General features: G+C 68.2%; 21 protein-coding genes and 1 tRNA gene. 14 read left to right on the forward strand and 8 right to left on the reverse strand.

Features of this window, described 5'->3' with window-relative positions; all coding sequences use genetic code 11:
- Positions 1-17: 17 nt before the first annotated feature.
- The 3 genes from Q0Q47_RS22615 (at position 18) to Q0Q47_RS22625 (ending at position 3,745) form a co-directional block, all read left to right on the forward strand.
- Positions 18-1,172 (forward strand): pyridoxal-phosphate dependent enzyme, encoded by a 1,155-nt coding sequence (locus Q0Q47_RS22615; RefSeq protein ID WP_293865186.1) that lies wholly within the window; start codon positions 18-20, stop codon positions 1,170-1,172.
- A gap of 206 nt (positions 1,173-1,378) precedes the next feature.
- Positions 1,379-2,467, forward strand: a complete 1,089-nt coding sequence (locus tag Q0Q47_RS22620; RefSeq protein WP_293865188.1) for a TRAP transporter substrate-binding protein — start codon at positions 1,379-1,381, stop codon at positions 2,465-2,467.
- Between the two features lie 189 nt (positions 2,468-2,656).
- Entirely contained in the window at positions 2,657-3,745 is a 1,089-nt protein-coding gene (locus Q0Q47_RS22625; protein ID WP_293865190.1) for a TRAP transporter substrate-binding protein, read from the forward strand.
- 398 nt (positions 3,746-4,143) lie between these two features.
- On the opposite strand, the gene Q0Q47_RS22630 is transcribed toward Q0Q47_RS22625, so the two are convergent.
- From Q0Q47_RS22630 to Q0Q47_RS22640, 3 genes are all read right to left on the reverse strand, one after another.
- Positions 4,144-5,967 carry a TRAP transporter large permease subunit gene (locus Q0Q47_RS22630; protein WP_293865192.1) on the reverse strand — a complete coding sequence of 608 codons (1,824 nt, stop codon included), beginning with the start codon at positions 5,965-5,967 and terminating at the stop codon, positions 4,144-4,146.
- Between the two features lie 49 nt (positions 5,968-6,016).
- On the reverse strand, positions 6,017-6,613 hold the full coding sequence (locus Q0Q47_RS22635; RefSeq protein WP_293865194.1) for a TRAP transporter small permease subunit: 597 nt from the start codon (positions 6,611-6,613) through the stop codon (positions 6,017-6,019).
- Positions 6,614-6,744: 131 nt separating this feature from the next.
- Positions 6,745-7,668: a DMT family transporter gene (locus Q0Q47_RS22640; RefSeq protein WP_293865196.1), complete on the reverse strand. Its 924-nt coding sequence runs from the start codon at positions 7,666-7,668 to the stop codon at positions 6,745-6,747.
- 174 nt (positions 7,669-7,842) lie between these two features.
- On the opposite strand from Q0Q47_RS22640, the gene Q0Q47_RS22645 reads away from it, so the two are divergent.
- On the forward strand, positions 7,843-9,177 hold the full coding sequence (locus tag Q0Q47_RS22645) for a methyl-accepting chemotaxis protein (protein ID WP_293865198.1): 1,335 nt from the start codon (positions 7,843-7,845) through the stop codon (positions 9,175-9,177).
- 73 nt (positions 9,178-9,250) lie between these two features.
- Positions 9,251-10,072: an SDR family oxidoreductase gene (locus Q0Q47_RS22650; RefSeq protein ID WP_293865200.1), complete on the forward strand. Its 822-nt coding sequence runs from the start codon at positions 9,251-9,253 to the stop codon at positions 10,070-10,072.
- Positions 10,073-10,454: 382 nt separating this feature from the next.
- Here the strand turns inward: Q0Q47_RS22650 and moaA are convergent, their stop codons facing one another.
- Positions 10,455-11,486 (reverse strand): GTP 3',8-cyclase MoaA, encoded by a 1,032-nt coding sequence (gene moaA / locus Q0Q47_RS22655; protein WP_293865202.1) that lies wholly within the window; start codon positions 11,484-11,486, stop codon positions 10,455-10,457.
- 71 nt (positions 11,487-11,557) lie between these two features.
- Here moaA and Q0Q47_RS22660 point away from each other — a divergent pair, with 71 nt between their 5' ends.
- From Q0Q47_RS22660 to Q0Q47_RS22670, 3 genes are all read left to right on the forward strand, one after another.
- Positions 11,558-11,935, forward strand: coding sequence for a DUF971 domain-containing protein (locus Q0Q47_RS22660; protein WP_293865204.1), 378 nt, complete (start codon positions 11,558-11,560; stop codon positions 11,933-11,935).
- A 147-nt stretch (positions 11,936-12,082) separates the two neighbouring features.
- Positions 12,083-13,942 (forward strand): ABC transporter ATP-binding protein/permease, encoded by a 1,860-nt coding sequence (locus Q0Q47_RS22665; protein WP_293865206.1) that lies wholly within the window; start codon positions 12,083-12,085, stop codon positions 13,940-13,942.
- Positions 13,939-14,541 (forward strand): hypothetical protein, encoded by a 603-nt coding sequence (locus Q0Q47_RS22670; protein WP_293865208.1) that lies wholly within the window; start codon positions 13,939-13,941, stop codon positions 14,539-14,541. Before Q0Q47_RS22665 ends, Q0Q47_RS22670 begins: the two co-directional genes overlap by 4 nt.
- Positions 14,542-14,618: 77 nt before the next feature.
- On the opposite strand, the gene Q0Q47_RS22675 is transcribed toward Q0Q47_RS22670, so the two are convergent.
- Positions 14,619-15,158, reverse strand: a complete 540-nt coding sequence (locus tag Q0Q47_RS22675; RefSeq protein WP_293865267.1) for a L,D-transpeptidase — start codon at positions 15,156-15,158, stop codon at positions 14,619-14,621.
- Between the two features lie 295 nt (positions 15,159-15,453).
- On the opposite strand from Q0Q47_RS22675, the gene Q0Q47_RS22680 reads away from it, so the two are divergent.
- Positions 15,454-15,528 (forward strand) — tRNA-Val (locus Q0Q47_RS22680).
- Between the two features lie 86 nt (positions 15,529-15,614).
- Here the strand turns inward: Q0Q47_RS22680 and Q0Q47_RS22685 are convergent.
- Both Q0Q47_RS22685 and gph read right to left on the reverse strand, forming a co-directional pair.
- Positions 15,615-15,947, reverse strand: a complete 333-nt coding sequence (locus Q0Q47_RS22685; protein WP_293865210.1) for a hypothetical protein — start codon at positions 15,945-15,947, stop codon at positions 15,615-15,617.
- A 341-nt stretch (positions 15,948-16,288) separates the two neighbouring features.
- The gene (gph, locus tag Q0Q47_RS22690) at positions 16,289-16,984 is read right to left on the reverse strand and encodes a phosphoglycolate phosphatase (RefSeq protein WP_293865270.1); all 696 of its coding nucleotides are present in this window, start codon (positions 16,982-16,984) and stop codon (positions 16,289-16,291) included.
- 143 nt (positions 16,985-17,127) lie between these two features.
- On the opposite strand from gph, the gene Q0Q47_RS22695 reads away from it, so the two are divergent.
- The 4 genes from Q0Q47_RS22695 (at position 17,128) to gorA (ending at position 20,435) form a co-directional block, all read left to right on the forward strand.
- Positions 17,128-17,565, forward strand: coding sequence for a hypothetical protein (locus Q0Q47_RS22695; RefSeq protein WP_293865211.1), 438 nt, complete (start codon positions 17,128-17,130; stop codon positions 17,563-17,565).
- Between the two features lie 117 nt (positions 17,566-17,682).
- Entirely contained in the window at positions 17,683-18,402 is a 720-nt protein-coding gene (rpiA, locus tag Q0Q47_RS22700; RefSeq protein WP_293865213.1) for a ribose-5-phosphate isomerase RpiA, read from the forward strand.
- Positions 18,403-18,475: 73 nt separating this feature from the next.
- Complete coding sequence (locus Q0Q47_RS22705) at positions 18,476-19,009, forward strand: DUF2059 domain-containing protein (RefSeq protein ID WP_293865215.1); 534 nt, start codon at positions 18,476-18,478, stop codon at positions 19,007-19,009.
- Between the two features lie 52 nt (positions 19,010-19,061).
- Positions 19,062-20,435 (forward strand): glutathione-disulfide reductase, encoded by a 1,374-nt coding sequence (gene gorA, locus Q0Q47_RS22710; protein WP_293865217.1) that lies wholly within the window; start codon positions 19,062-19,064, stop codon positions 20,433-20,435.
- 7 nt (positions 20,436-20,442) lie between these two features.
- Here gorA and Q0Q47_RS22715 read toward each other — a convergent pair whose 3' ends face one another.
- On the reverse strand, positions 20,443-21,639 hold the full coding sequence (locus tag Q0Q47_RS22715; RefSeq protein WP_293865219.1) for an MFS transporter: 1,197 nt from the start codon (positions 21,637-21,639) through the stop codon (positions 20,443-20,445).
- A 297-nt stretch (positions 21,640-21,936) separates the two neighbouring features.
- On the opposite strand from Q0Q47_RS22715, the gene Q0Q47_RS22720 reads away from it, so the two are divergent.
- Entirely contained in the window at positions 21,937-23,322 is a 1,386-nt protein-coding gene (locus Q0Q47_RS22720; RefSeq protein WP_293865221.1) for a class II 3-deoxy-7-phosphoheptulonate synthase, read from the forward strand.
- Positions 23,323-23,360 lie beyond the last annotated feature (38 nt).

Here is a 23,360-nt window from a genome sequence, read left to right on the forward strand (position 1 = left end):
GCGTTCGGGGGTGTCCCATGTCTCGCGAAACCGTTCCGGCGAGCCCGGCCTATGTCGATCCGGCGACGGGCGCGCTCCATCCCCTGGATCGGCCCCGGTGGCGTTCGGACACCGGTGGCCCGCTGATGATCACGCCGCTTCCGGGCATTGGACGCGGCGACATCGCCGGCGGCACGCGGTCGCTGTGGCGCTACGCGGCGGCCCTGCCGGTCGACGTCCCCCGGCCCATCACCATGGGCGAGGGGCTCACGCCCCTGGTCAAGCGGGACTTCGACGGGGCCAAGGTCCTGTTCAAGCTCGAATGGATGATGCCGACCGGGAGCTTCAAGGACCGGGGCGCGAGCGTGATGGTGTCGGTCCTGCGCCAGCAGGGCATCGACCGCATACTGGAGGACAGCTCCGGCAACGGCGGCGCCGCGATCGCCGCCTATGCCGCCGCCGGCGGGCTGCGGTCGAAGATCCTCGTGCCCGCCTACACCCAGCCCGGCAAGACGGTGCAGATGCGGGCCTACGGGGCCGAGACCCAGCTGATCCCCGGCACGCGGCAGGACACGGCGGACGAGGCGGAGCGGCAGGCCGAGACGATCTTCTACGCCAGCCACAACTGGCAGGCCTTCTTCCTGCAGGGGACCAAGACGCTCGCCTACGAGCTGTGGGAGGATCTCGGCTTCCGCGCGCCCGACAACGTCATCATTCCCACCGGCGCGGGCAGCAACGTCCTGGGGTGCGACATCGGCTTCGGCGAGCTGCTGAGGCACGGCGAGATCGACCGGCTTCCCCGGCTCTTCGCCGTCCAGCCGGAAAACTGCGCCCCGCTGCACGCCACCTTCCTTTCGGGCGGCGACACGCTCGTGCCCATCGAGCCCCGGCCCACCATCGCGGAGGGGACGTCGATCGCCCGGCCCGTGCGGACGCGGGAGGTGCTGTCGGCGGTCCGTCGCTCGGGCGGCCAGACGGTCGCGGTGTCGGAGGACGAGATCGTGGCCGCGCACGGCGAACTGGCGCGTGCCGGGCTCTATGCCGAGCCGACCTGCGCCAGCGCGGCCGCCGCCCTGCGCCGGCTGCTGCGGGAGGGAACGGTGCTTCCGAACGAGACCACCGTCATCGTCCTCACCGGCAGTGGTCTGAAGGCCACCCAGCGCATCGGCGAGCTGCTGGGCATCGGTGCTTGAGCGTCGCCGCGCCACGGTCCCGCTGCGGCTCAAGCACGCAAGGCAGCCATGCGCTGGCGCCGTATCTGCCTTGAAACGCTCGGAATTGCCGGCTCGGTTACCGGATGTATTGGTGTGCGCGCCGCCTGCGAGCCCACCTTTCCGTGCCTCGCACGTCAATGGCCCCGGTCGAGTGTCGTCCGAGGGCCAGTCTTTGGAGAATACCCATGAAGCGTCGTCAATTCGTCCAGACCGCCGGTCTCGGCCTCGCCGCATCGGCGGTGGCTGCGCCGGCCATCGCGCAGTCTTCCCCCGAACTGAAGTGGCGTCTCACCTCGAGCTTCCCGAAGTCGCTCGACACCATCTACGGAGGGGCCGAGGTCTTCTCGAAGATGGTCTCCGACCTGACGGACGGGAAGTTCCAGATCCAGGTCTTCGCCGCCGGTGAAATCGTGCCGGCGCTGCAGGCCCTCGACGCGGTTCAGGCGGGCACCGTCGAGATGTGCCACACGGTCTCCTACTACTACGTCGGCAAGGACCCCACCTTCGCGATCGCGTCCTCGGTGCCCTTCGGCCTGAACGCCCGCCAGCAGAACGCGTGGCTCTACCAGGCCGGCGGCAACGAGCTCTTCAACGAGTTCTTCAAGACCTACAACGTGGTCGGCTTCCCCTGCGGCAACACCGGCACCCAGATGGGCGGCTGGTTCCGCAAGGAGATTAAGACGGCGGCCGATCTCAACGGCCTCAAGATGCGCATCGGTGGCATCGCCGGCCAGGTGATCCAGAAGCTCGGGGCCGTGCCGCAGCAGATCGCCGGCGGCGACATCTATCCGGCCCTCGAGAAGGGCACGATCGACGCGGCCGAGTGGGTCGGTCCCTACGACGACGAGAAGCTCGGCTTCAGCAAGGTGGCGCCGTTCTACTACTATCCCGGCTGGTGGGAAGGCGGCCCGACCGTGCATGCCTTCGTCAACCAGGAAAAGTACGCCTCTCTGCCCAAGGCCTACCAGGCCGCCGTCCTCGCCGCATCCACCTATGCCAACACCTGGATGCAGGCGCGCTACGACATGCAGAACCCCGGCGCGCTGAAGCGCCTGGTCCAGAGCGGCACGCAGCTCCGCCCGTTCCCGCAGGAGGTCATGCAGGCCTGCCTGAAGGCCTCGAACGAGCTCTATGCCGACATCAGCAAGACGAACGAGGCGTTCAAGAAGGCCATCCAGGCCATGACGGCCTTCCGCAACGACGAATACCTGTGGTTCCAGGTTGCGGAATTCACCTACGACAACTTCATGATCCGCTCGCGCGCGGGCGGTTGACGTTTGGTTGACCTTGATTGATGGCCCCGGCCGACAGGCCGGGGCTTTTTTGTGCGTATTTGCCTGAAAAACACGCTTCCAACTTGAAAATTGAAGTTCCTGAAACACATTTCCCCGTGCTATGCGGTTTCATAGGTCGTCATAAGCGCAGAGCGCATGGCGGACGAAAACCCAGACGGGAGGAATTTGATGAAGCGTCGTGAATTCATGAAGGTGGCTGCCGCGGGCGCAGCCGCTACCGCGGTGGCGAGCCCCGCCATCGCCCAGTCGGCACCCGAGATCAAGTGGCGCCTGACCTCGAGCTTCCCCAAGTCGCTCGACACGATCTACGGCGCTGCCGAGGTTTTCTCGAAGGCCGTGTCTGAAGCCACCGACGGCAAGTTCCAGATCCAGGTCTTCGCAGCCGGTGAAATCGTCCCGGCCCTGCAGGCGGCCGACGCCGTGCAGAACAACACGGTCGAGTGCTGCCACACGGCGCCCTACTACTACGTCGGCAAGGACCCGACCTTCGCCTTTGGCACCGCGGTGCCGTTCGGTCTGAACTCCCGCCAGCAGAACGCGTGGTTCTACCACGGCGGCGGCATGGACCTGATGAACGAGTTCTTCAAGAAGTACAACATCTACTCGCTGCCCGGCGGAAACACCGGAACGCAGATGGGTGGCTGGTTCCGCAAGGAGCTGAAGGGCCCGCAGGACCTCAACGGCCTGAAGATGCGCATCGGCGGCCTCGCCGGACGCGTCCTCCAGAAGCTCGGCTCCGTGCCGCAGCAGATCGCCGGCGGCGACATCTATCCGGCTCTCGAGAAGGGCACGATCGACGCGGCCGAGTGGGTCGGCCCCTATGACGACGAGAAGCTCGGCTTCAACAAGGTCGCGCCGTTCTACTACTATCCGGGCTGGTGGGAAGGCGGCGCCGCGCTGCACTTCTTCATCAACACGGCCAAGTGGGCGGAACTGCCGAAGTCCTACCAGTCGATCGTGAAGTCGGCCGCGGGCCTCGCCAACGTCGACATGCAGGCCAAGTACGACGCCCTGAACCCGGCGGCGATCAAGCGCCTCGCCCAGGGCGGCGCGCAGCTGCGTCCCTTCTCGGCCGAGATCATGGACGCCTGCCTCAAGGCCTCCGTCGAGCTCTATGCCGAGATCAGCAAGGAAAATGCGGACTTCAAGAAGGTCCACGACGCCTATATGGGCTTCCGGAACGACGAATACCTGTGGTTCCAGATCTCCGAGTTCACCTACGACAACTACATGATCCGCTCGCGCGCCAAGGGCTGACGCTCTTCACGGGAGGGGAACTGCGAAAGGCCCGGCAGCGATGCCGGGCCTTTTTCTTTTTGTGCGCACCGATTGGAAGATCCAGCCCACACGGTCCTCATGCGACCTTTGCACGAGCCACGATAGGGCCAGCCCCCCAACCTCCTCATTCTGAGAGGGTGAGAATCTTTCAACTGTCCAGCTTGCCTCACTCTCTCCGCGTCATGGCCGGGCTTGGCCCGGCCACCCACGACTTCAGAGTGGCGCAGGCAAAGTCGTGGGTCCCCGGGCCAAGCCCGGGGATGACGGCTGAGAGGTCGGTTTGAACTGGACTTCCATCTCTCAGGTGAAGGATTCACAAGCTCTAAGCATCCGCCGCAGGCCGCGCATCGCCCGACGCGCGGCCTGTCGGCGCAAGATCAGTTCAGCTTCGGCGGACCCAGGTCGAGCGGCGGGGCGTCGTCGGTGGGGGCGAGGTTCTGGAGCTGCTCCAGCGCCTTCTTCTGGTCCACCACGGGCCCGCTGTTCTTGTAGTGCATCACCATGCCCGGGAAGATCACGACCAGCGCCACCATGATCAGCTGGATCACGACGAAGGGCACGGCGCCCCAGTAGATCTGCCCGGTCGTCACCGGTTCCATCGTCAGGCCGGTCACCTTGTCTTTGTAGGGCTGGCGCGGGGCGACCGAGCGCAGGAAGAACAGCGCGAAGCCGAACGGCGGGTGCATGAACGACGTCTGCATGTTCACGCCCATGATCACGCCGAACCAGATCAGGTCGATGCCGAGCTTGTCGGCCGCCGGCCCGATCAGGGGGATCGCGATGAAGGCGAGCTCGAAGAAGTCGAGGAAGAAGGCCAGGACGAAGATGAGCGCGTTGACGACGATCAGGAAGCCGACCTGGCCGCCGGGCAGCGAGGTGAGCAGGTGCTCGACCCAGACGTGGCCGCTGACGCCGTAGAAGGTCAGCGAGAACACGCGCGCGCCGATCAGGATGAAGAGCACGAAGGCCGAGAGCTTGGCGGTCGACTCGACCGCCTGGCGCGTGAGCTCGAAGGAGAGGCGCTTCTTCATGAGCGCCAGGATCATCGCGCCCGCCGCGCCCATGGCGCCGCCCTCGGTCGGCGTGGCCACGCCGATGAAGATGGTGCCGAGCACGAGGAAGATGAGGCCGAGCGGCGGCACCATGACGAAGGTGACCTGCTCGGCGAGCTTCGAGACGAGGCGGCGCCCGGTCGTCTTCTCGATGATGCCGGCGATCAGCGCGTAGAGCGCGCCGGCGGCAAGCGCCTCCGACAGCAAAGCCGTCTTGGCCCATCCGTTGGCCTTCAGGAACCACCAGCCGGCGACGAACGCCGCCGTGACGATGGCCGTCAACACGACGCGCCGGCCGCCGAAGGTGTGGTTGAAGATGGCGCACAGGAACGAGACGGTGACGCCGATCGACATGGTCAGCACCACGAAGTCGGCACCGCCACGCACGTCCGTCTGTGACATGACGTAGTAGCCCACGAAGCCGGAGAACAGCACGAGCAGCCCGAGCTGCCACACGCCGCGCGAACCGTCCGGCTCACGGAAGCCCACCGCTTCCTGGGGAAGGCCCGGCGCGGCCTTCGGGAAGATCATCGACACGCCGAACACGTAGAGAGCGTAGAGGCAGGACAGGACGAGGCCGGGGATGAAGGCGCCCTCGTACATGTCGCCGACGGAACGGCCGAGCTGGTCGGCCATGACGATGAGCACCAGGGAGGGCGGGATGATCTGGGCCAGCGTGCCCGAGGCCGCGATGACGCCCGATGCGAGCCGGCGGTCGTAGCCGTAGCGCAGCATGATGGGCAGCGAAATCAGGCCCATCGAGATCACCGACGCCGCGACGACGCCGGTGGTGGCCGCCAGCAGCGCGCCGACGAAGATCACCGCATAGGCGAGGCCACCGCGGATCGTGCCGAAGAGCTGGCCGATCGTGTCGAGCAGGTCTTCCGCCATGCCGGATCGTTCGAGGATCAGGCCCATGAAGGTGAAGAACGGGATGGCCAGCAACGTGTCGTTGTTCATCACGCCGTAGACACGTTCCGGCAGGGCCTGCAGGAAGTTCGGCGCGAACAACCCCAGCTCGATGCCGATCAGCGCGAAGAACAGGCCGTTGGCGGCGAGCGCGAAGGCGACCGGGTAGCCCAGCAGCAGAAAGAGGACGAGGGCGCCGAACATGACGGGTGCCATGTTCTGGATGAGGAAAGCGGTCATGGGCGGGCCCGGGGTGTTCGAGGCTCGTAAGGGATGATGTGGAAGGCCGTCAGCGAGCGTTGTGCGACTCGACCTGCTCCAGCAGGCGCGCCGCTTCCGCCTCGGCGGAGGCGTGGTGACCTCCGCCGGACGTGGTGTCCTGCAGGTGGCCGGTCATGATCGCGATGCGCTTGATCAGCTCCGAGACGCCCTGCACGAGCAGCACGATGAAGCCCAGCAGGATCAGGAACTTGGCCGGCCACTGCGGCAAGCCACCGGCATTCAGCGACTGCTCGTTGATGCTGAAGGAGCGCATGAAGAACGGCCCGCTCACCATCACCATGATGATGCAGAACGGAATGAGGAACAGCGCGTGACCGACGACGTCGATGACGTTGCGCACCGTCTTGGGCAGGGCGCTGTTCACGATGTCGATGCGGATGTGCTCGTTGTTGAGCAGCGTCCACGGGGAGCACAGCAGGAACACCGCGCCGAAAAGCACCCACTGGAGCTCGAGCCAGGAGTTCGACGACGTATCGAATATCTTGCGGATGAGAGCATTCACCGTCGAGATGATGACGGCGACAAGGATGAGCCACGCCAACCAGCGGCCCACGCGCGAATTGATGCCGTCGATGAGACGGCTCACGCCCAGCAAACCAACCATGTCCCCTCCGCCCACGAACCCATCATGTGAATGATTGTTGTCGAGGGCCGCACCAGGCGGCGGGCAGCCCTGCTCAGGCCGTATAGCACCGGGCCAACCTGTCTGCCAGCCGGGAAACTGCTACCGGCGGCTCAGGCGGCGCGTTGGGGCGCTCTTTCGCGAGCCCTTACCCGCTCCCGGTGCAATGTATAGGCTCCGCTACCGCCGATCAGGAGCGCGCCGACGAGGGTGAAGAGGTCCGGCACCTCGCCGAACACGGCCAGCCCGTACAGGACAGCCATGACGATCACCGAGTAGCGGAAGGGGGCCACCACGCCGACCTCGACGCCCCGGAAGGCCGTGATGATGAAATAGTTTCCGCCGGTCACGAAGAGAGCGGCCCCGGCCAGGATCAAAAGCGATCGTCCGGTGAGAGGGGCCCACGTCTCGAACAGGCCCATCACCAGTCCGCCGAGGAGGACGCTGATCGTCGTCGCGGCCAGGATCAGGACCGACGGCACCTCGCGCGGGACGGAGCGAGTGAGCAGATCGCGCGCCGCCACCAGCATCGCACAGACCACCGCGAGCGCCGTATACGCGTTGAAACTCTGCGCGCCGGGCTTGAGCACCAGCAACACGCCGGCAAATCCGACCGCGACCGAGGCCCAGCGCCGCCATCCCATGACCTCGGTGCCCGAAACCGCGAGATAGACCGCGATCATGAGGGGAGCGGATTGGCCGATGGCCGTGAGATCCGCCAGCGGCAGGTGGCCGAGGACCGTCAGGAAGGTCATGGCCACCGCCAGTTCGGCCATCGCGCGCCGCAACACCGGCGGGCGAAAGGCCAGCGGCAGACGCGGCAGTTCGCCCATCGCGGCGGCCAGCCCCAGCGCGAACACCAGCGCGAACACGCCGCGCAGCGTCATCACCTGCCCGGGAGGCATGTCGGCCCGCGCCAGCTTCGACAGCGTGTCGGTGGTGATGAATAGCGCCATCGCCACCACCATCGCGGCAATTCCGCGCCGGTTCCGCGCGGCCTGCAGGGCCTCGGCGTCTGGCGTCAGGGGGGCGGTCATGGGATGGCGACGTCCGGCGAGATTGGGCCACTCAGGTCGTAGGCAGAAAGGGGCGGTGCGGCAAGCCGCGGCAACGCAACCCTGGTCCCGACGGCGCCCGGAGCCTTTTCCTTGACCGTTCCTTAATCACGAAGCTGTTTACATTACGGGGATTTTCGCGATCGGACTGCCTTCATGACTTTCGAGAACGACCTCGCCTCACGCAAGCACACCTTCTCGATCGACGACGAGGTGACCGCGCTCGTCCGCGACATGAGGCCCGTCGTCTCGCGCGACGTTCGCCGCGTCCTGTCCGACTACTATGCGACGTGGCGTGGGCTGCCGGGGTTTCACGAGTTCGCCGAGCTTCACGCGAACGAGTTCGTCGAGTTCCAGTCGGACTTTTTCGTCAAGATGTTCGACGGCACGATGGACGAGCACTACGTGCGCGCGCTGCGCGACACGGTGGCGCGCGAATCCGTCGGCAGGTTTGGTCCGCGCATCCGCCTGGCCACGGCCGTCGTGCTGGCCGGCCACCTGTTCGGTGAAATCGGCCGCCGGAATCGCTGGTCCGGCCGGACCGTTGCGCGCAAGTGCAGCGCCCTGATGCGCTATGTCGCCGTCGATGCCCTGAACGCCATGGCGATCGACCAGGCGGAGGCCAAGAAGTCGCTCGAGGAGCGCCGCGACGCGGTCGAGCGCGCCATCACCGACTTCACCGCGGGCGCCACGGGGGTTTCGCAGGCGGTGTCGCTGGCCACGGAGGCCGTAGACGCCACCGCCGAGGGGGCCAATGACGCCTCCGTCCACGCCCGCGCGCAGATCGACATCGCCGACCAGGCGGCCCGCAACTCGGTGCGGCTCATCACCCGCACCGCGCAGGCGACCGGCACGCTCTCGGAATCGATCGGCAAGATCGGCCAGCAGGCCACGCGCAGCCTTGCCGAGACCCAGCGCGCCTCGGTCGACGTCGCGGCCATGAACCGGTCGATGCAGCATCTCGCCCAGGCGGTCGAGCAGATCGGGTCCGTCGCCGGGCTGATTTCCGAGATCGCCGCGCAGACGAACCTCCTCGCCCTGAACGCCACCATCGAGGCGGCGCGGGCCGGCGAGGCGGGGAGGGGATTCGCGGTCGTCGCCAGCGAAGTGAAGTCGCTCGCCTCTCAGACGAGCCGCGCGACGGCCGAGATCGGCGACCAGATCGGGGCGATCCAGGACGCCAGCCGCCGCAGCGTCGAGCAGATCGCCGCCGTGGTCGAGACGATCGGCCAGTTGTCCGACTTCGCGCGCTCCATCGCCGATGCCGTGCGCGACCAGAGCGCGGCCACCAACGAGATCGCCGAGAACGCCCATGAGGCGGCCAGCAGCGCGACCCGGGTCGGCGAGGCCGCCGACGCCATGCGCTCGGCCCTGGACCGGCTCGGCACCGCCGGCGACGAGATGCATCGGCGAACGGCGGAACTCGCCGGCCAGTCCGCCGCCATGCGCCGCGAACTCGACACCTTCGTGGGCCGCCTGCGCTCCGCCTGAGCCCTCGCGGCTCTTGACCTGCGGGCGCCGACGCGGGCGGAATGCGGCCTCCCGCATCTGGTCCGGAGCCGTCATGTCGTCGTCCATCGCCCCTCGTCTCGCCGGTCGCTTCGCCCTCGTCACCGGCGCGTCCCGCGGCATCGGCCGGGCCGTCGCCCTGCGCTTCGCGGCGGAGGGAGCCGTCGTAGCCGTGAACCATTGGCGGGACGCCGCCGCCGCCGACGAGGTGGTCGCCGCGGCCCGCGCCGCGAGCGCCGCGGCGGGCCACGACGGCAGCCGCCACCTGGCCGTGGAGGCCGACGTTGCCGACGAGACCGCGGTGGACGGCATGGTGGACCGCTGCCTGGCCGCGTGGGGGCGACTGGACGTCCTCGTCAACAATGCCGGCATGCAGACGCCGACGCCCGGCGAGGGCTTCGTCACCGCGGACCTGCGCAAGGTGCTGTCCATCGACCTGGAGGGGCCGGCCTACTGCTCGCGGGCGGCCCTGCGTCATTTCCTGTCGCGCCCGGGCGGCGGCAGCATCGTCAACACGACGAGCGTGCACGAGATGGTGCCCAAGCCCGGCTACGTGGCCTACGCCATGGCCAAGGGCGGCCTCGGCCATCTCACCCGGACGCTCGCGCTGGAGTTCGCCGACAAGGGAATTCGGGTCAACGCCGTCGGCCCCGGCGCGGTGATCACCGACATGAACGCCTCATGGACCGGCGATCCGAAGGCCAAGGCCGGCGTCGAGAGCCATATCCCGATGGGCTTCGCCGCGGCCCCCGACGACATCGCCCCCGTCTTCGCGTTCCTGGCCAGCGACGAGGCCCGCTACATCACGGGCCAGACCATCTACGCCTGCGGCGGCATCACGCTGTTCGGCGACTTCAAGCAAAACTGGGCGAGCTGAGCGGTCCCGGCCCTTTCATTCGAGCCCCCGTGGTCCTGATCCCGGGCCGGCCGCAAAGCGCCCGGGTCCAAGGACGCAGGACTGTGCAGCGGAGCGATGGCGCATCCGTCGACAGACCGCCCTGCGGGCCGGTGGCTGAGAGTGTGTGAATCGTTCGGCAGTCCAGCGCGCACCTCCCTCTCGGCGTCCTGGCCGGGCTTGGCCCGGCCATCCACGACTTCAGGATGGCCCCGGCAAAGTCGTGGATGCCCGGGCCAAGCCCGGGCAGGACGGCGGTGGGGTGGTCGCTGACTGGAACAGTCAGGCGCGAAGCTGCGCTGGAGACGGCTTCAAGAACTCTCGAGACGAGCTGCCCGGAGGGGGGGACGAGAACGCCCCCGCTTCAGCCGCCGGTCACGCTCATGTGCCGCCCGACGGCGGGGCGCGAGGTGGTGCGGTCGATGACGAAGTCGTGGCCCTTGGGCTTGCGCGCGATCGCGCCCTCGATGGCCCGGTCCAGCTTCTCGTCGCTTTCGGAGGCGCGAAGCGGGGCGCGCAGGTCGGCCGCGTCTTCCTGGCCCAGGCACATGTAGAGCGTGCCGGTGCACGTCACGCGCACCCGGTTGCAGCTCTCGCAGAAATTGTGGGTCAGCGGCGTGATGAAGCCGATCCGTCCGCCGGTTTCCCGCACACGCACGTAGCGGGCGGGGCCGCCCGTGCGGTAGTCGCTCTCCTCGAGCGTGTAGCGGTCCAGGAGCCGGGCCCGCAGCTGCGACAGCGGCCAGTACTGGTCGAAGCGATCGGGCTCGATGTCGCCGAGCGGCATGACCTCGATGAAGGTGATGTCCATGCCCCGGCCGTGCGACCACTCGATCAGGCGCTCGACCTCGTCCTCGTTGACGCCCTTCAGGGCCACGGCATTGATCTTGACCGCCAGGCCGGCCGCCTGCGCGGCGTCGATGCCGGCGATCACCTTGTCGAGGTCGCCCCAGCGCGTGAGCTCCCGGAACCGCGCCGGGTCGAGCGTGTCGAGCGACACGTTGATGCGCTTGACGCCGCAGGCGGCGAGGTCCGCCGCGTGACGGACGAGCTGCGAACCGTTGGTGGTCAGCGTGAGCTCTTCCAGGGCGCCGCTCTCCAGGTGGCGAGACAGCGACCGGAACAGGGTCATGATGTCCCGGCGAACGAGCGGCTCACCCCCGGTGATGCGCAGCTTGCGCACGCCCCGGCGCACGAAGGCCGAGCACAGGCGGTCGAGCTCCTCCAGTGTCAGGAGGTCCTGCTTCGGCAGGAACGTCATGTTCTCGGACATGCAGTAGACGCAGCGGAAATCGCAGCGGTCCGTCACCGAGACGCGCAAATAGGAGATGCCCCGGCCGAACGGGTCGACGAGAGGGGCCTCGGGATCGTAGGACATGGCGGACACGACGGACATGGCGGCTGCACTATTGCAGATATGGGATGCCAGGCAACGCTTTGCAGCCCCGGCAGATGGGTGATCGAACGATGAACCAGCAGCACTGGCCCACCGAACTGCGATTGTCAAAGGATCGGCGATCGCTCTCCGTGACGTTCGAGGAGGGCGCATCGTTCATGCTCGCTGCCGAATATTTGCGGGTCACCAGTCCCAGCGCCGAAGTGCAAGGCCATTCGCCCGATCAGCGCCAGACGGTTCCTGGCAAGCGGGACGTCGAAATCCTGCGCGTCGAGCCGGTCGGCAACTATGCCGTGCGGCTCGTCTTCGACGACATGCACGATTCCGGATTGTACACCTGGGACTATCTGCACGCGTTGGGCAGCGGCCACGAGGAACGCTGGGCCGCCTACCTGTCCGAGCTAGAACAAAAGAACCTCAGCCGCGACAAGAACACCAAAAAACTGTGAAATAGGCGAACTACACATAGGCCCAGCCCGATCACGAACCACACACGGACAGTTGCACTTCCGCGCATCCTCGGACACCTTAAGCTTGAGGCGATGTGACCCGATCAAAAAGCGGTGAATGAGCCGCCCGGGTCGGTGGGAGTGGGGATGGGGCAGATCGGCAGCACCGGGCCAGCCGCGGTTCGGGCGCTCGAGCTGGGACTTGCGTCCCGGTTCATGCGCCTGTCGGCCGGATTCTGGCGCGGCGAGACCGCACGCATCGCCTTGGGCCTGACGGTCCTGCTCGGCATCGCCCTCGTCCTCAAGCTGTTCGTCGACGTGGGCATGAACCGCTGGAACCGGTGGTTCTTCGATGCGCTGGAGCGGCACGACGGCCAGTCCGCGCTGAGGGCCGTGGTCGTGTTCTGCGGCATCGTGGCCGGAGCGGCGGCGGTCGGCGTGCTGATCGTGCGCACCCGTGAGGAACTGCAGGTGCGGTGGCGGGCCTGGCTGACCGGTCGTCTCCTCGACGGCTGGTTGTCACGTGAGACCTTTGCGCGCCAGGCGCTGGAGGCCGACGCCGTCGCCAATCCGGAGTACCGGATCTCCGACGACGTGCGCATGGCCACCGAGCCCCTGGTGGACTTCGCCATCGGGCTGTTCACGGCCATCCTGGCCTTCGTCACCTTCGTCGGAATCCTGTGGTCCGTCGGGGGCAACCTCGTGGTCACCGTCGGCGGGCGGACCTGGGACATCCCGGCCTTCATGGTCATCGGGGCGATCCTCTACGGCGTCACGACGTCGACCCTGGTGCCTCTCGTCGGCCGCCGCCTGTCGCCCACCGTGGAGGCCCGCAACGAGGCCGAGGCCCGCTTCCGCTCCGACCTGATCCGCATCCGCGAGAACGCCGACGCGATCAGCCTGGGCGCGGGCGAACGGCAGGCGCGCGACAACCTGGAACGCGGCTACGCCACCGTGGTGAGGCGCTGGTTGGAGGTGGTGCGCCAGCACGGCCACGTCACCTGGGTCATGAACGCCAACAGCGCCATCATCCCGGTCGCCCCGCTCGTCATGGCGGTGCCCAAGTACCTGTCGGGCGACCTGACGCTCGGCGAGGTCATGCAGCTCGCCTCCGCCTTCGCCCAGGTGCAGATCGCCATCGGCTGGCTGGCCGACAACTACTGGAAGGTGGCCGAGTGGCTTGCCTCCGCCCGCCGGGTGCTGGAACTCGGGGATGTGGTGGGTGCCGTCGATCCGGCGACGGGGCCGTTCCGGCCGTCCGTGGCGACGGCCCGCGGATCGGCGGTCGTCGCGGCCCGCCTGTCGCCCTGCGACGAGCGGGGCGTGGCCCTCGTCGCCCCCTTCGACCTGACGCTGGAGCCGGGCGACCGCGTGCATCTGAGCGGCAGGGCCGGGGCCGGGAAGTCCGTGATCGCGCGCTCGCTGGCCGGGCTCTGGCCGTGGGGCACGGGACAGCTGATGCTGCCCACGGGACTGAACGCGGTGGTGATGAGCCCGCAGCCCTACCTGCCCGACGGCTCGCTGCGCGCGGCCATCGCCTATCCCTCGCCCGAGTCGGCCTTCGACGCGGCGGACGTCGAGGACGCGCTGCGCGCCGTCGGCCTGGAGCGCTGCATGCCGCGGCTCGACCAGGAGGCGCGGTGGCAGACCGCGCTGTCCCTGCCCGAGCGGCAGCGAATTTCCGCGGCCCGGGTGCTGCTGCATCGCCCCGGCCTCGTCGTGATCGACGAGGCGCTGAGCGCGCTCGATCCCAAGGATCGCGACGACGTCTACGCGGTGCTGGCCCGCCAGTGCCCCGAGGCGACCATCGTCGACGTGTCCAACGGCGCCGCACCGGCTGGAGCCTATACGCGCAGCCTCGAAGTGCGGCGCGGGGCCACCGGCCCGGGCGTCGTCCACGAGACCGACGGCGCCATCACGAAACCGAGGCGAGCCGGACGCTCGTCGACGGCGACGGGCGAACCCGATGGTCGTTCCGCGCCTGCCATGCTTGGGAAGCCGACATGACCGAACGACCCGACCTCACCGCCGGGCCCGGTGCGAAGATGCATTTCTGGGATGCCTACTGGGACCTGCGGACGGGCGAGTGCCCGTGCGACGTCCACTTCGTGGCCTGGCTGAAGGACCGGGGCATCCGCGATGCGTCGATCTTCCACTTCGGGACCGGCGGCCACCACCATGTCGGGATCGAGACGGCGCGGGACGGCAGCAACAATGCCGTGCTGGGCATCACGGCCGCCCCGCAGGAATACGACAGCTACGTCAAGCTGGCGATCGAGACGCCGGAGGTGGCGCGGACGTACAAGGTCTTCTTCGGCGACATCTACCAGCTCGACCCCCGGCTCCTGCCGAGCTTCGACATCGCGACGCTGTTCCACCTGGGAGAGTTCCGCACCGAGAAGAACGACGCCTATGGCGGGCTCACCGATCTCGAGGTGGCGACGATCATGTTCGACCAGCTGAAGCCGGGCGGCCGGATCCTGACCTATACCGGCTCCTACGCCTTCGACGTGGCCGAGCGCGACATGGCGGCCCTGCAGAAGATCCGCCCCATCGCGCTGGAGGAGAGCTACGAGAAGCTCCTGGTGTTCCGCCGGACGGATTGAGCGGGCAGGTTGAGCCTAAAAGCAGAAAGGCCGGCGTGAGCCGGCCTTTCGATTCGAAACGTCCGCTGTGAGCGGGATCAGCGCTGGACGACCACGCGGGTGCCGACCTTGACGCGGCTATAGAGGTCGGTGACGTCGTCGTTGAGCATGCGGATGCAGCCCGAGGACACGGCCTGGCCGATCGTCTCCGGCTCGTTGGAACCGTGGATGCGGTAGAGCGAGGAACCCAGGTACATGGCGCGGGCGCCGAGCGGGTTGTCGGGACCGCCGGCCATGTAGCGCGGCAGGTCGGGACGGCGCTTCAGCATCTGCGCCGGGGGGCGCCAATCCGGCCACTCGCGCTTGGCGGTGATCGTCTTTTCGCCGGCCCACTCGAAGCCCGGGCGGCCTACGCCGACGCCGTAGCGGATGGCCTTGCCGCCATCCTGGATCAGGTACATGCGCCGTTCGCTCGTCGACACGACGATCGTGCCGGGCGCATAGCGGCCGCTGTAGGACACCGTCTCCCGCGGCACCGCCGTGGCGGCGGGGCGGCTTTCGGAGAACCCGTCGGGCAGAGGCTGACGGGTCAGGGGATCGATCTGGTACGCTTGGGCCGAACCGGCCAGCAGGGTCATGAAACCCGCGGCGGCGCCAGCAAACGCGAGAGCCAAACGGCGCATCGAAGTTGCCTCGCTCGAGTGGAGAGAATCAGTACGGTTAATCCGCGGCCATGAGGGTTAACGGCGGATCCTAAACAAATTCAACACTCCACCCCCCGAGTTTCATCACACCTCCGTGTTATGGCCATAAATGTGGCGAGCGTGCCACAGTTTGCCCGTTGCACCGGTTTTGGAGACGAGCGCGCGAGGGCGCTTGACACCACCCCCCGCCGCTGCCTAGAAGCGCGCACCGGTTCCGCGGAACCCGGTTGGGCGATTGGCACAGTGGAAGCGCGTTCCCTTCACACGGGAAAGGTCGCAGGTTCGAACCCTGCATCGCCCACCATCCACTTCTTCTCTTCGACGCACTGAGGCACGGCTGACGGCACCCCCATCGAGGTCATGGCCGCGACGACCCGTGCGATGCGGCGATCACTTGACGGTGACGCGCACCTTGTTGCCGACGCCGCCGGCGCCGCCATAGACCATCACCTCTTCCGTTCCCTTGAAGTTCGCCGGGGGCGTGTACCAGAGCTGCGTCACCGGCTCGGACGCGCTGCCGCAACGGTTCTCGACCGCCGACTTGGTCTCCACCTTGCCGGTCTTGGCGGTGCCGGAGATCGCCGGAGGAATGTGCTTCTGGCAGTTCCAGGTGGACCAGATCAGGACGGGCTTTCCCGCCTGGGTGGTCTTGTCCTGAGCAAAGGCCGGAGCGGAGACAAAAACGCCGCCCACGAGGGCGAGCATCGTGACCTTGATCTGCATAAGATTATTCTCCTGTGGAGAGATGGCCTGCGGATCGGTCTGCTGGGCGATGGAATTATTCTTGTAAAGATTTTATTGAATACATCACACAATGCAGGATTGTGGCAAGGACGACAGGAGCGTCGGCGGGACTTGGCCGGAGCCCATCGGCAAGGCGGCCGAGCCGGCGTGGTCGGGCTCGCACCTGGCCCAGGCCGGCAAGACCGCGCAGAGGGGCCAGCTGGACTGGCCAAGCCGGTCACGCCCGCCGAACCCGACGGCACGTGGGTTATCGGGCGCGCAGCCGACGGGTGCGAGCGAACGAGCCGAGGAGGGGATTTGCGGGGCGGCGTGAGCCGCGGTCAGGCGGCCGATGCGGCCTTCAGCGACACGATCTCGGGCATGAGCGCGTCGAAGTGGTCGATGATGCGATCCGGGCCGAGCTGGTCCACGGGCGTGTCCGTGTAGCCGAAGGTGACGGCGATCACCGGCAGCCCGGCATTGCGCGCGGTGTCGATGTCCGTCTTGCTGTCGCCCACCATGATGGCATGCCGCGGGTTGCCGCCGGCCTGCTCGATCGTCAGCGTCAGGTGCCGGGCATCCGGCTTCGACCACGCGAAGCTGTCGCGCCCGCAGATCGCCGCGAAGTGGTGGCTCAGGCCCAGCGCCTCGAGCAGCAGGCGCGAGTGCATCGTGTACTTGTTCGTGCACACGGCCAGGCGGTAGCCGGCCTGGGACAGCGCCTCGACGGCCTCGCGGGCGCCCGGGAACAGCGTGGTCTCCACCGCCAGCGCGTTGGCATAGAGGTCGAGGAAGGTCCGGAACAGTTCGCCCAGGCGCTGGTCGCTGACCTCTCGCCCCGACAGGGCGAGCCCGCGCATGATCATGGCCCGCGCACCCGCGCCGACCACGTCCCGCGCCCGGTCGACGGAGATGGGAGCGACCCCCTCCTGCTCCAGGATGACGTTCAGGATGGCGATCAGGTCGGGCGCCGTGTCGGCCAGCGTGCCGTCAAGGTCGAACACGATCGTCGGAAGGTGGGCCGAGTCAGCGCGCATGATCATGATTCGTGTCTGAACGAGCCGCGCTGCTTCGTCAACTTAAACACGCCCCGAAACCTTTCATTAACCATGGCATCGCCAGAGTGATGGGGCACGGACGGGCAGGTCCGGCAACGGCATCTGAGTCGGAGCGGCGTGGTATGGCGACCAAGGCAATCAGGACCCTCGTTCTCGCGGCGAGCCTCGTGTCCGGTGCGGCGACCGCCGCGCTGGCCGGCCAGTTCGACTTCATGCCCGCGCCCCAGACGGACCTCAACCGCATCTATCGCATCGACCGCGTCACCGGCGAGGTCGGCGCCTGCCAGTACGGCCAGAAGGAAGGCACCTTCGGCGTGACCCTCTGCTTCCCCGCCGGCGACGGCGCCGGCAAGCAGGAGCCGTCCGAATACGGCCTGATTTCCTCCCGTCACGAGCGGGAAGGCGGCGTGTTTCGCGTCGACATGCGCACCGGCGCCATGAGCGTCTGCTACGTCTTCGACGAACGCGTGGTCTGCACCCCGCCGGAGAAGGGCGCCATCGCCGACGCCGGCAAGACCCCCGCGGTCGACACCACCGGCAGCGTCGTCAAGAAGCCCTGATCGGGCCCGGCCCGGCCGCCGCCGTCGGCCGCATGCCTTTCCGCGGCCGTCCAGGCCGTGTTAGAGACCGCGCCATTCGGTCCCGATCGTCCGGGGCGGTTGCGGAGACGGTCGCCCTTGAGCCTCGATGACCTGAAGCGTGAGGCTGCGCGCCGGGCGCTCGACCATGTCGAGCCCGGCATGCGGCTCGGCCTCGGCACGGGCTCGACCGCGCGGCATTTCGTCGAACTCCTGGCCGAGCGGGTGCGCGACGGCCTTTCGGTGGTCGGGGTTCCGACGTCGGAGGCGACGCGCCGGCAGGCCGATGCGCTCGGCGTGCCGCTCACCACGCTGGACGAGACCCCCGAACTCGACCTGACGGTGGACGGTGCCGACGAGATCGACGGCCGGCTGCGGCTCATCAAGGGCGGCGGCGGCGCGCATCTGCGCGAAAAGATCGTCGCCTGCGCCTCGAAGCGCATGGTCGTCATCGCCGACGAGAGCAAGACGGTGGAGACGCTCGGCCGGTTCCCGCTGCCGATCGAGGTCGTGCCGTTCGGGCTGGCGGCCACCCGCCGCGCCCTCGACGACGCCCTGCGCGCCTCCGGATGCGGCGGCGAACTGGTGCTGCGCCGAGACGCCGACGGCCGCCCGTTGCACACCGACGGCGGACATCTCATTCTGGATGCCCACCTCGGCCGCATCGCCGACCCGGAGGGCCTGGCGGACCGCCTGGACGGCCAGACCGGCGTCGTGGAGCACGGCCTCTTCCTGGGGGTCGCATCCCACGCCATTCTAGCCACCCGCGACGGCATCGTCGTGCTCGAAGCCCCTCGCGCCATGGGAAAGGCGGATTGATCCCGTCAGCCTCAGCGCTTATGCCGCGTCCACTGTGCCGTGTTGAAAGCGGCCGTTCCCGAAGGAGCACCCGATGAACCGCTTTGCCACCGCCTGTCTCGTCCTCGCCCTGTCCGCGGCTCCCGCCCTCGCCCAGCAGGCCGCACCGGCCGCGCCGGCGCCGGCCGCCCCCGCCGCCCCGGCGCAGCCGACGGCCTCCCACCTCGCCATCGCCAAGGACGTCATCCAGCTCTCGGGCCTCGGCCGGTCGTTCGAGTTCGTGGTTCCCCAGTTCATGGACCAGCTCCGGCAGACCTTCGCCACGACCCGGCCCGAGATCATGACGGAGCTGACCAACACGCTGACGCAGCTGCGTCCCGAGTTCGAGGCGCAGAAGAACGACCTGCTGAACGCCGCGTCGCGCATCTTCGCGAGCCGCATGACCGAGGCCGAACTCAACCAGGTGGCGACCTTCTTCCGCAGCCCGGCGGGCCAGCGCTACGTGGCCGCGCAGCCGCAGATGATGGACGATCTCTTCCAGGAGATGCAGGCGTGGAGCCGTCGCCTGTCCGACCTGATGATGACGCGCACCCGCGCCGAGATGAAGAAGAAGAACATCGACATGTGATCGGGCTTCGCCCGACACCAGACTGGCCAGTCCCCGTTCCGGAGCGCCTGCGATGAGCGAGCACGACGTCGACCTTTTCGTGATCGGAGCCGGTTCGGGAGGCGTTCGTGCGGGGCGCATCGCGGCCGGCCACGGCGCCAAGGTGATGATCGCCGAGGAGTATCGCGTCGGCGGCACCTGCGTGATCCGGGGCTGCGTGCCCAAGAAGCTCTACGTCTATGCCAGCCGCTTCGCCGACGAGTTCGAGGAGGCGCGTGGCTTCGGCTGGACAGCCGCGGAGGGCGGAGCGTTCGACTTCGGCGCCCTCAAGGCGGCCAAGGACAAGGAGATCGCCCGGCTCGAGGCGGCCTACCGGTCGAACGTGGAGAAGAGCGGGGCCCGCATCGTGGCGCAGCGCGCCGTCGTGGTCGATCCTCATCGCGTCCGTCTCGCCGACGGCAGCGAGGTCACGGCCCGCCACATCCTCGTGGCGACGGGCGCCACGCCCTACCTGCCGCCGGCCATTCCCGGCATCCACCTCGCCGAGAGCTCGAACGACATCTTCGAGTGGGACGAGCTGCCGCGCTCACTGATCATCGTCGGCGGGGGCTATATCGCCGTCGAGTTCGCCTGTGCCTTCGCCCGGCTCGGCGTGGCCGTCACCATCGTCATCCGGCGCGACAAGGTGCTGCGCGGCTTCGACGAGGAGATCCGCGACCAGCTGATGACCGCGCTGGGCCAGGCCGGCATCCGTCTCGTCACCGGCACCGACATCGTCTCCCTCGACGGGCGGCCGGGCAACGTGTCCGCGGTGCTCATGAACGGGGAGGGGCTGTCGGCCGAGCGCATCGTCTACGCCACGGGCCGGATTCCCCACACCGCCGGGCTCGGACTGGAGGCGGCGGGCGTGGAGCTCGACCCGCTCGGCGCGATCAAGGTCGACCGGTTCTCCCAGTCCTCCGTGCCCTCGATCTGGGCCGTCGGCGACGTCACCAACCGGATCGCCCTCACGCCCGTGGCCATCCGCGAGGGCCATGCCTTCGCCGACACGGTGTTCGGCGGCCGGACGGTTGAGGTCGACCACGTCAACGTCGCCTCGGCCGTGTTCACCACGCCCGAGATCGGGACCGTCGGGCTCACGGAAGCGCAGGCCCGGGCGGCCGGCTGCGACGTCGTCCTGTTCAAGACCTCGTTCCGTCCCATGAAGGCGACCCTCTCGGGCTCGCAGCTGCGCACCTTCATGAAGCTGATCGTCGACAAGACGAGCGACCGGGTTCTCGGCGTGCACATCATGGGCGAGGGCGCGGGCGAGATGATCCAGTGCCTGGCGATCGCGGTGCGCATGGGCGCGACCAAGCGCGACTTCGACATGACCATGGCGGTGCACCCCACGGCCGCCGAGGAGCTGGTGACCATGCGCACGCCCTGGACGCCGCCCGCGGCCTGACGTCCCCTCAGGGGACCTTCGGCGCCTCGCCCGCGGCCTCCTCCGGCAGTGGCACACGGGGCGCCGGACCGCGCCGGACGATGCGCCACACCACGAAGGCCACCAGGCATCCGTGCGCGGCCGCGTTGTGCACGAACAGCATGACGTCGCCGAAGCGCGCGATCAGGGCCGAGGCCGTCATGGGGCCGATGATGGCCCCGATGCAGTAGAGGAACAGCAGCGTGCTGGAGATGGCGACGGCCTTCTCGCTGCCCATGCGGTCGATCGTGTGGGCCACGATGATCGGATAGATCACCGGGATCGTCAGCCCCAGCCCCAGCCCGAACACGTAGAGCAGCCATGTGGGCGGATGGCCGCTCGCCACGAGCAGCACCTCGACGATGCCCGTCGCCAGGCCGATGCCGGCGATGATCCAGCGACGATCCGACACGTCCGACAGCTTGCCCATCGGGTAGGGGCCGATGGCCGAGCCCGCGATGACGAAGGTCATGAAGGTGGCGACGGTGCCCGCGCCCAGTGAGAGGCGCTCGACATAGGCCGGCACGAGCGACCAGAAGGCGCCGTTAGCCCACCCCACCAGCGCGATGCCGACCGCGCCGATCGGGGTGGCGCGGAACACGCCGGCGATCTCCAGCCGGCCCTTGGGCGGCAGTGGCGGCGGCTCGGCCCGCGTGAGCGACATGGGCAGCAGGGAGAGCATGAGGAAGGACGCGGCGGCCGAGAACAGGACGAAGTTCCGCGGGTCCGTGAAGCGCAGGGCCTGCTGGCCCGCCGCCGATCCGGTGAAGTGCACGATGTTGTAGATGGCCAGCATGCGGCCGCGGTTGGTGGAGTCGGACTTGGAGGAGACCCACCCCTCGATCACGCCGTAGAGGCCCGCGAAGCTGAAGCCGATGACGCCGCGCATGGCGGCCCAGACCAGCGGGTGCACGGCTGCCGCCAGCGCGAGCGTGGCCACCGCCGCCAGGGCCGCGTAGGCCGCGAAGGCGCGGATGTGGCCGGCCCGGCGCACGATCGCCGGTGCCATCCACGTTCCCGCCAGCATGCCGCCGAAGTAGCAGGAGCCGATGAAGCCGATGTCGGCCTGCGAGAACCCCTCGAGCGTCGCCCGCAGGGGCACGAGGGTGCTGATGATGCCGTTGCCTGCGATGAGGATGAAGACCGCCGCCAGCAGGGGCACGACGGCTCGAAGGGCGGCAGGCACGGGGGACAGCCTCCGGGCGCGCGCGGCGCCTTCGACGGGTTCGCGATGGCGGGCGCCGCCGCCACGCCCCCCGCGTGCGCAGCCCCCGATGACAGGGCCATACAGCAGGACGATGCCGCGCCGCTATCGCTTCTTCGACCGATCCTGGTCAGGCAGGACACGGACTTGACCGGACCATGGCGACATCGCGCCCCGTGTGGCTGGCTCTCGGCCGTCTTGTTCTGTATAAGGCGCGCTTCCGATCATGGAGGTGAGCCCGCCGCGGGGAGCGTGGAGCGGGACATTGGGGGAAGCGTGATGAGCGAGCGTTGGACACCGACGAGCTGGCGTGACAAGCCGATCCAGCAGGTGCCGGTCTATCCCGATCTCGGGGCCCTGAAGGCCGTCGAGGCCCAGCTCGCAGGCTTTCCGCCGCTCGTTTTTGCAGGTGAGGCGCGCAAGCTGAAGCGGGCGCTGGCCAAGGTTTCGGCCGGCGAGGCTTTCCTGCTCCAGGGCGGCGACTGCGCCGAGTCCTTCGCCGAGCACTCCGCCGACAACATCCGCGACTTCTTCCGCCTGTTCCTGCAGATGGCCGTGGTGCTGACCTTCGCCGGCTCGTCGCCGGTGGTGAAGGTGGGCCGCGTCGCGGGCCAGTTCGCCAAGCCGCGCTCGGCCCCGACCGAGACGATCGGCGGTGTCGAGCTGCCGTCCTACCGCGGCGACATCATCAACGGCATCGACTTCACGCCGGAGGCCCGCATCCCGGACCCGCAGCGCCAGGTCGACGCCTACCGGCAGTCGGCGGCGACGCTGAACCTGCTGCGCGCCTTCGCCACGGGCGGCTATGCCAACCTGGAGAACGCGCATCGCTGGATGCTGGGCTTCGTCAAGGACAGCCCGCAGTCGGGCCGCTACCAGGAGCTCTCCGACCGCATCACCGAGACGCTCGACTTCATGCGGGCCATCGGCCTCGACGCCGAAGCCCACCAGGAACTGCGCGCGACGGATTTCTACACCTCGCACGAGGCCCTGCTGCTCGGCTTCGAGCAGGCCATGACCCGCGTCGACTCGACCACGGGCGACTGGTACGGCACGTCGGGCCACATGATCTGGATCGGCGACCGCACGCGCCAGCTCGATCACGCGCATGTCGAGTATTGCCGGGGCATCAAGAACCCCATCGGCCTGAAGTGCGGCCCGTCGCTGAAGCCGGAAGAACTGATCCGACTGATCGACGTCCTCAACCCGGGCAACGAGCCCGGCCGCCTGACGCTCATCGCCCGCTTCGGCGCCGAGAAGATCGGCGACCACCTGCCGGGCCTGGTGCGCCAGGTGCAGCGCGAGGGCCGGACCGTGGTGTGGTCCTGCGACCCGATGCACGGCAACACGGTGAAGGCCGGCTCGGGCTACAAGACCCGTCCGTTCGACCTGATCCTCTCCGAGGTGAAGGACTTTTTTGGGGTGCACTCGGCGGAGGGTACGCACGCCGGCGGCATCCATCTCGAGATGACCGGCAAGAACGTCACGGAGTGCACGGGCGGCGCCCGCGCCATCTCCGATGCCGAGCTGCAGGACCGCTACCACACCCATTGCGACCCGCGGCTCAATGCCGAGCAGGCGCTGGAGATGGCGTTCCTGGTGGCCGAACTGCTCAAGAAGCAGAAGAACGCCCGGGGCCGGCCCGTCGTCGAAGCGGCCGAGTGAAACGAAAAGGGCCGGGCGAAAGCCCGGCCCTTTTGCTA

It is taken from the genome of uncultured Alsobacter sp. (assembly GCF_945952055.1).
Taxonomy (GTDB): domain Bacteria; phylum Pseudomonadota; class Alphaproteobacteria; order Rhizobiales; family Beijerinckiaceae; genus Alsobacter.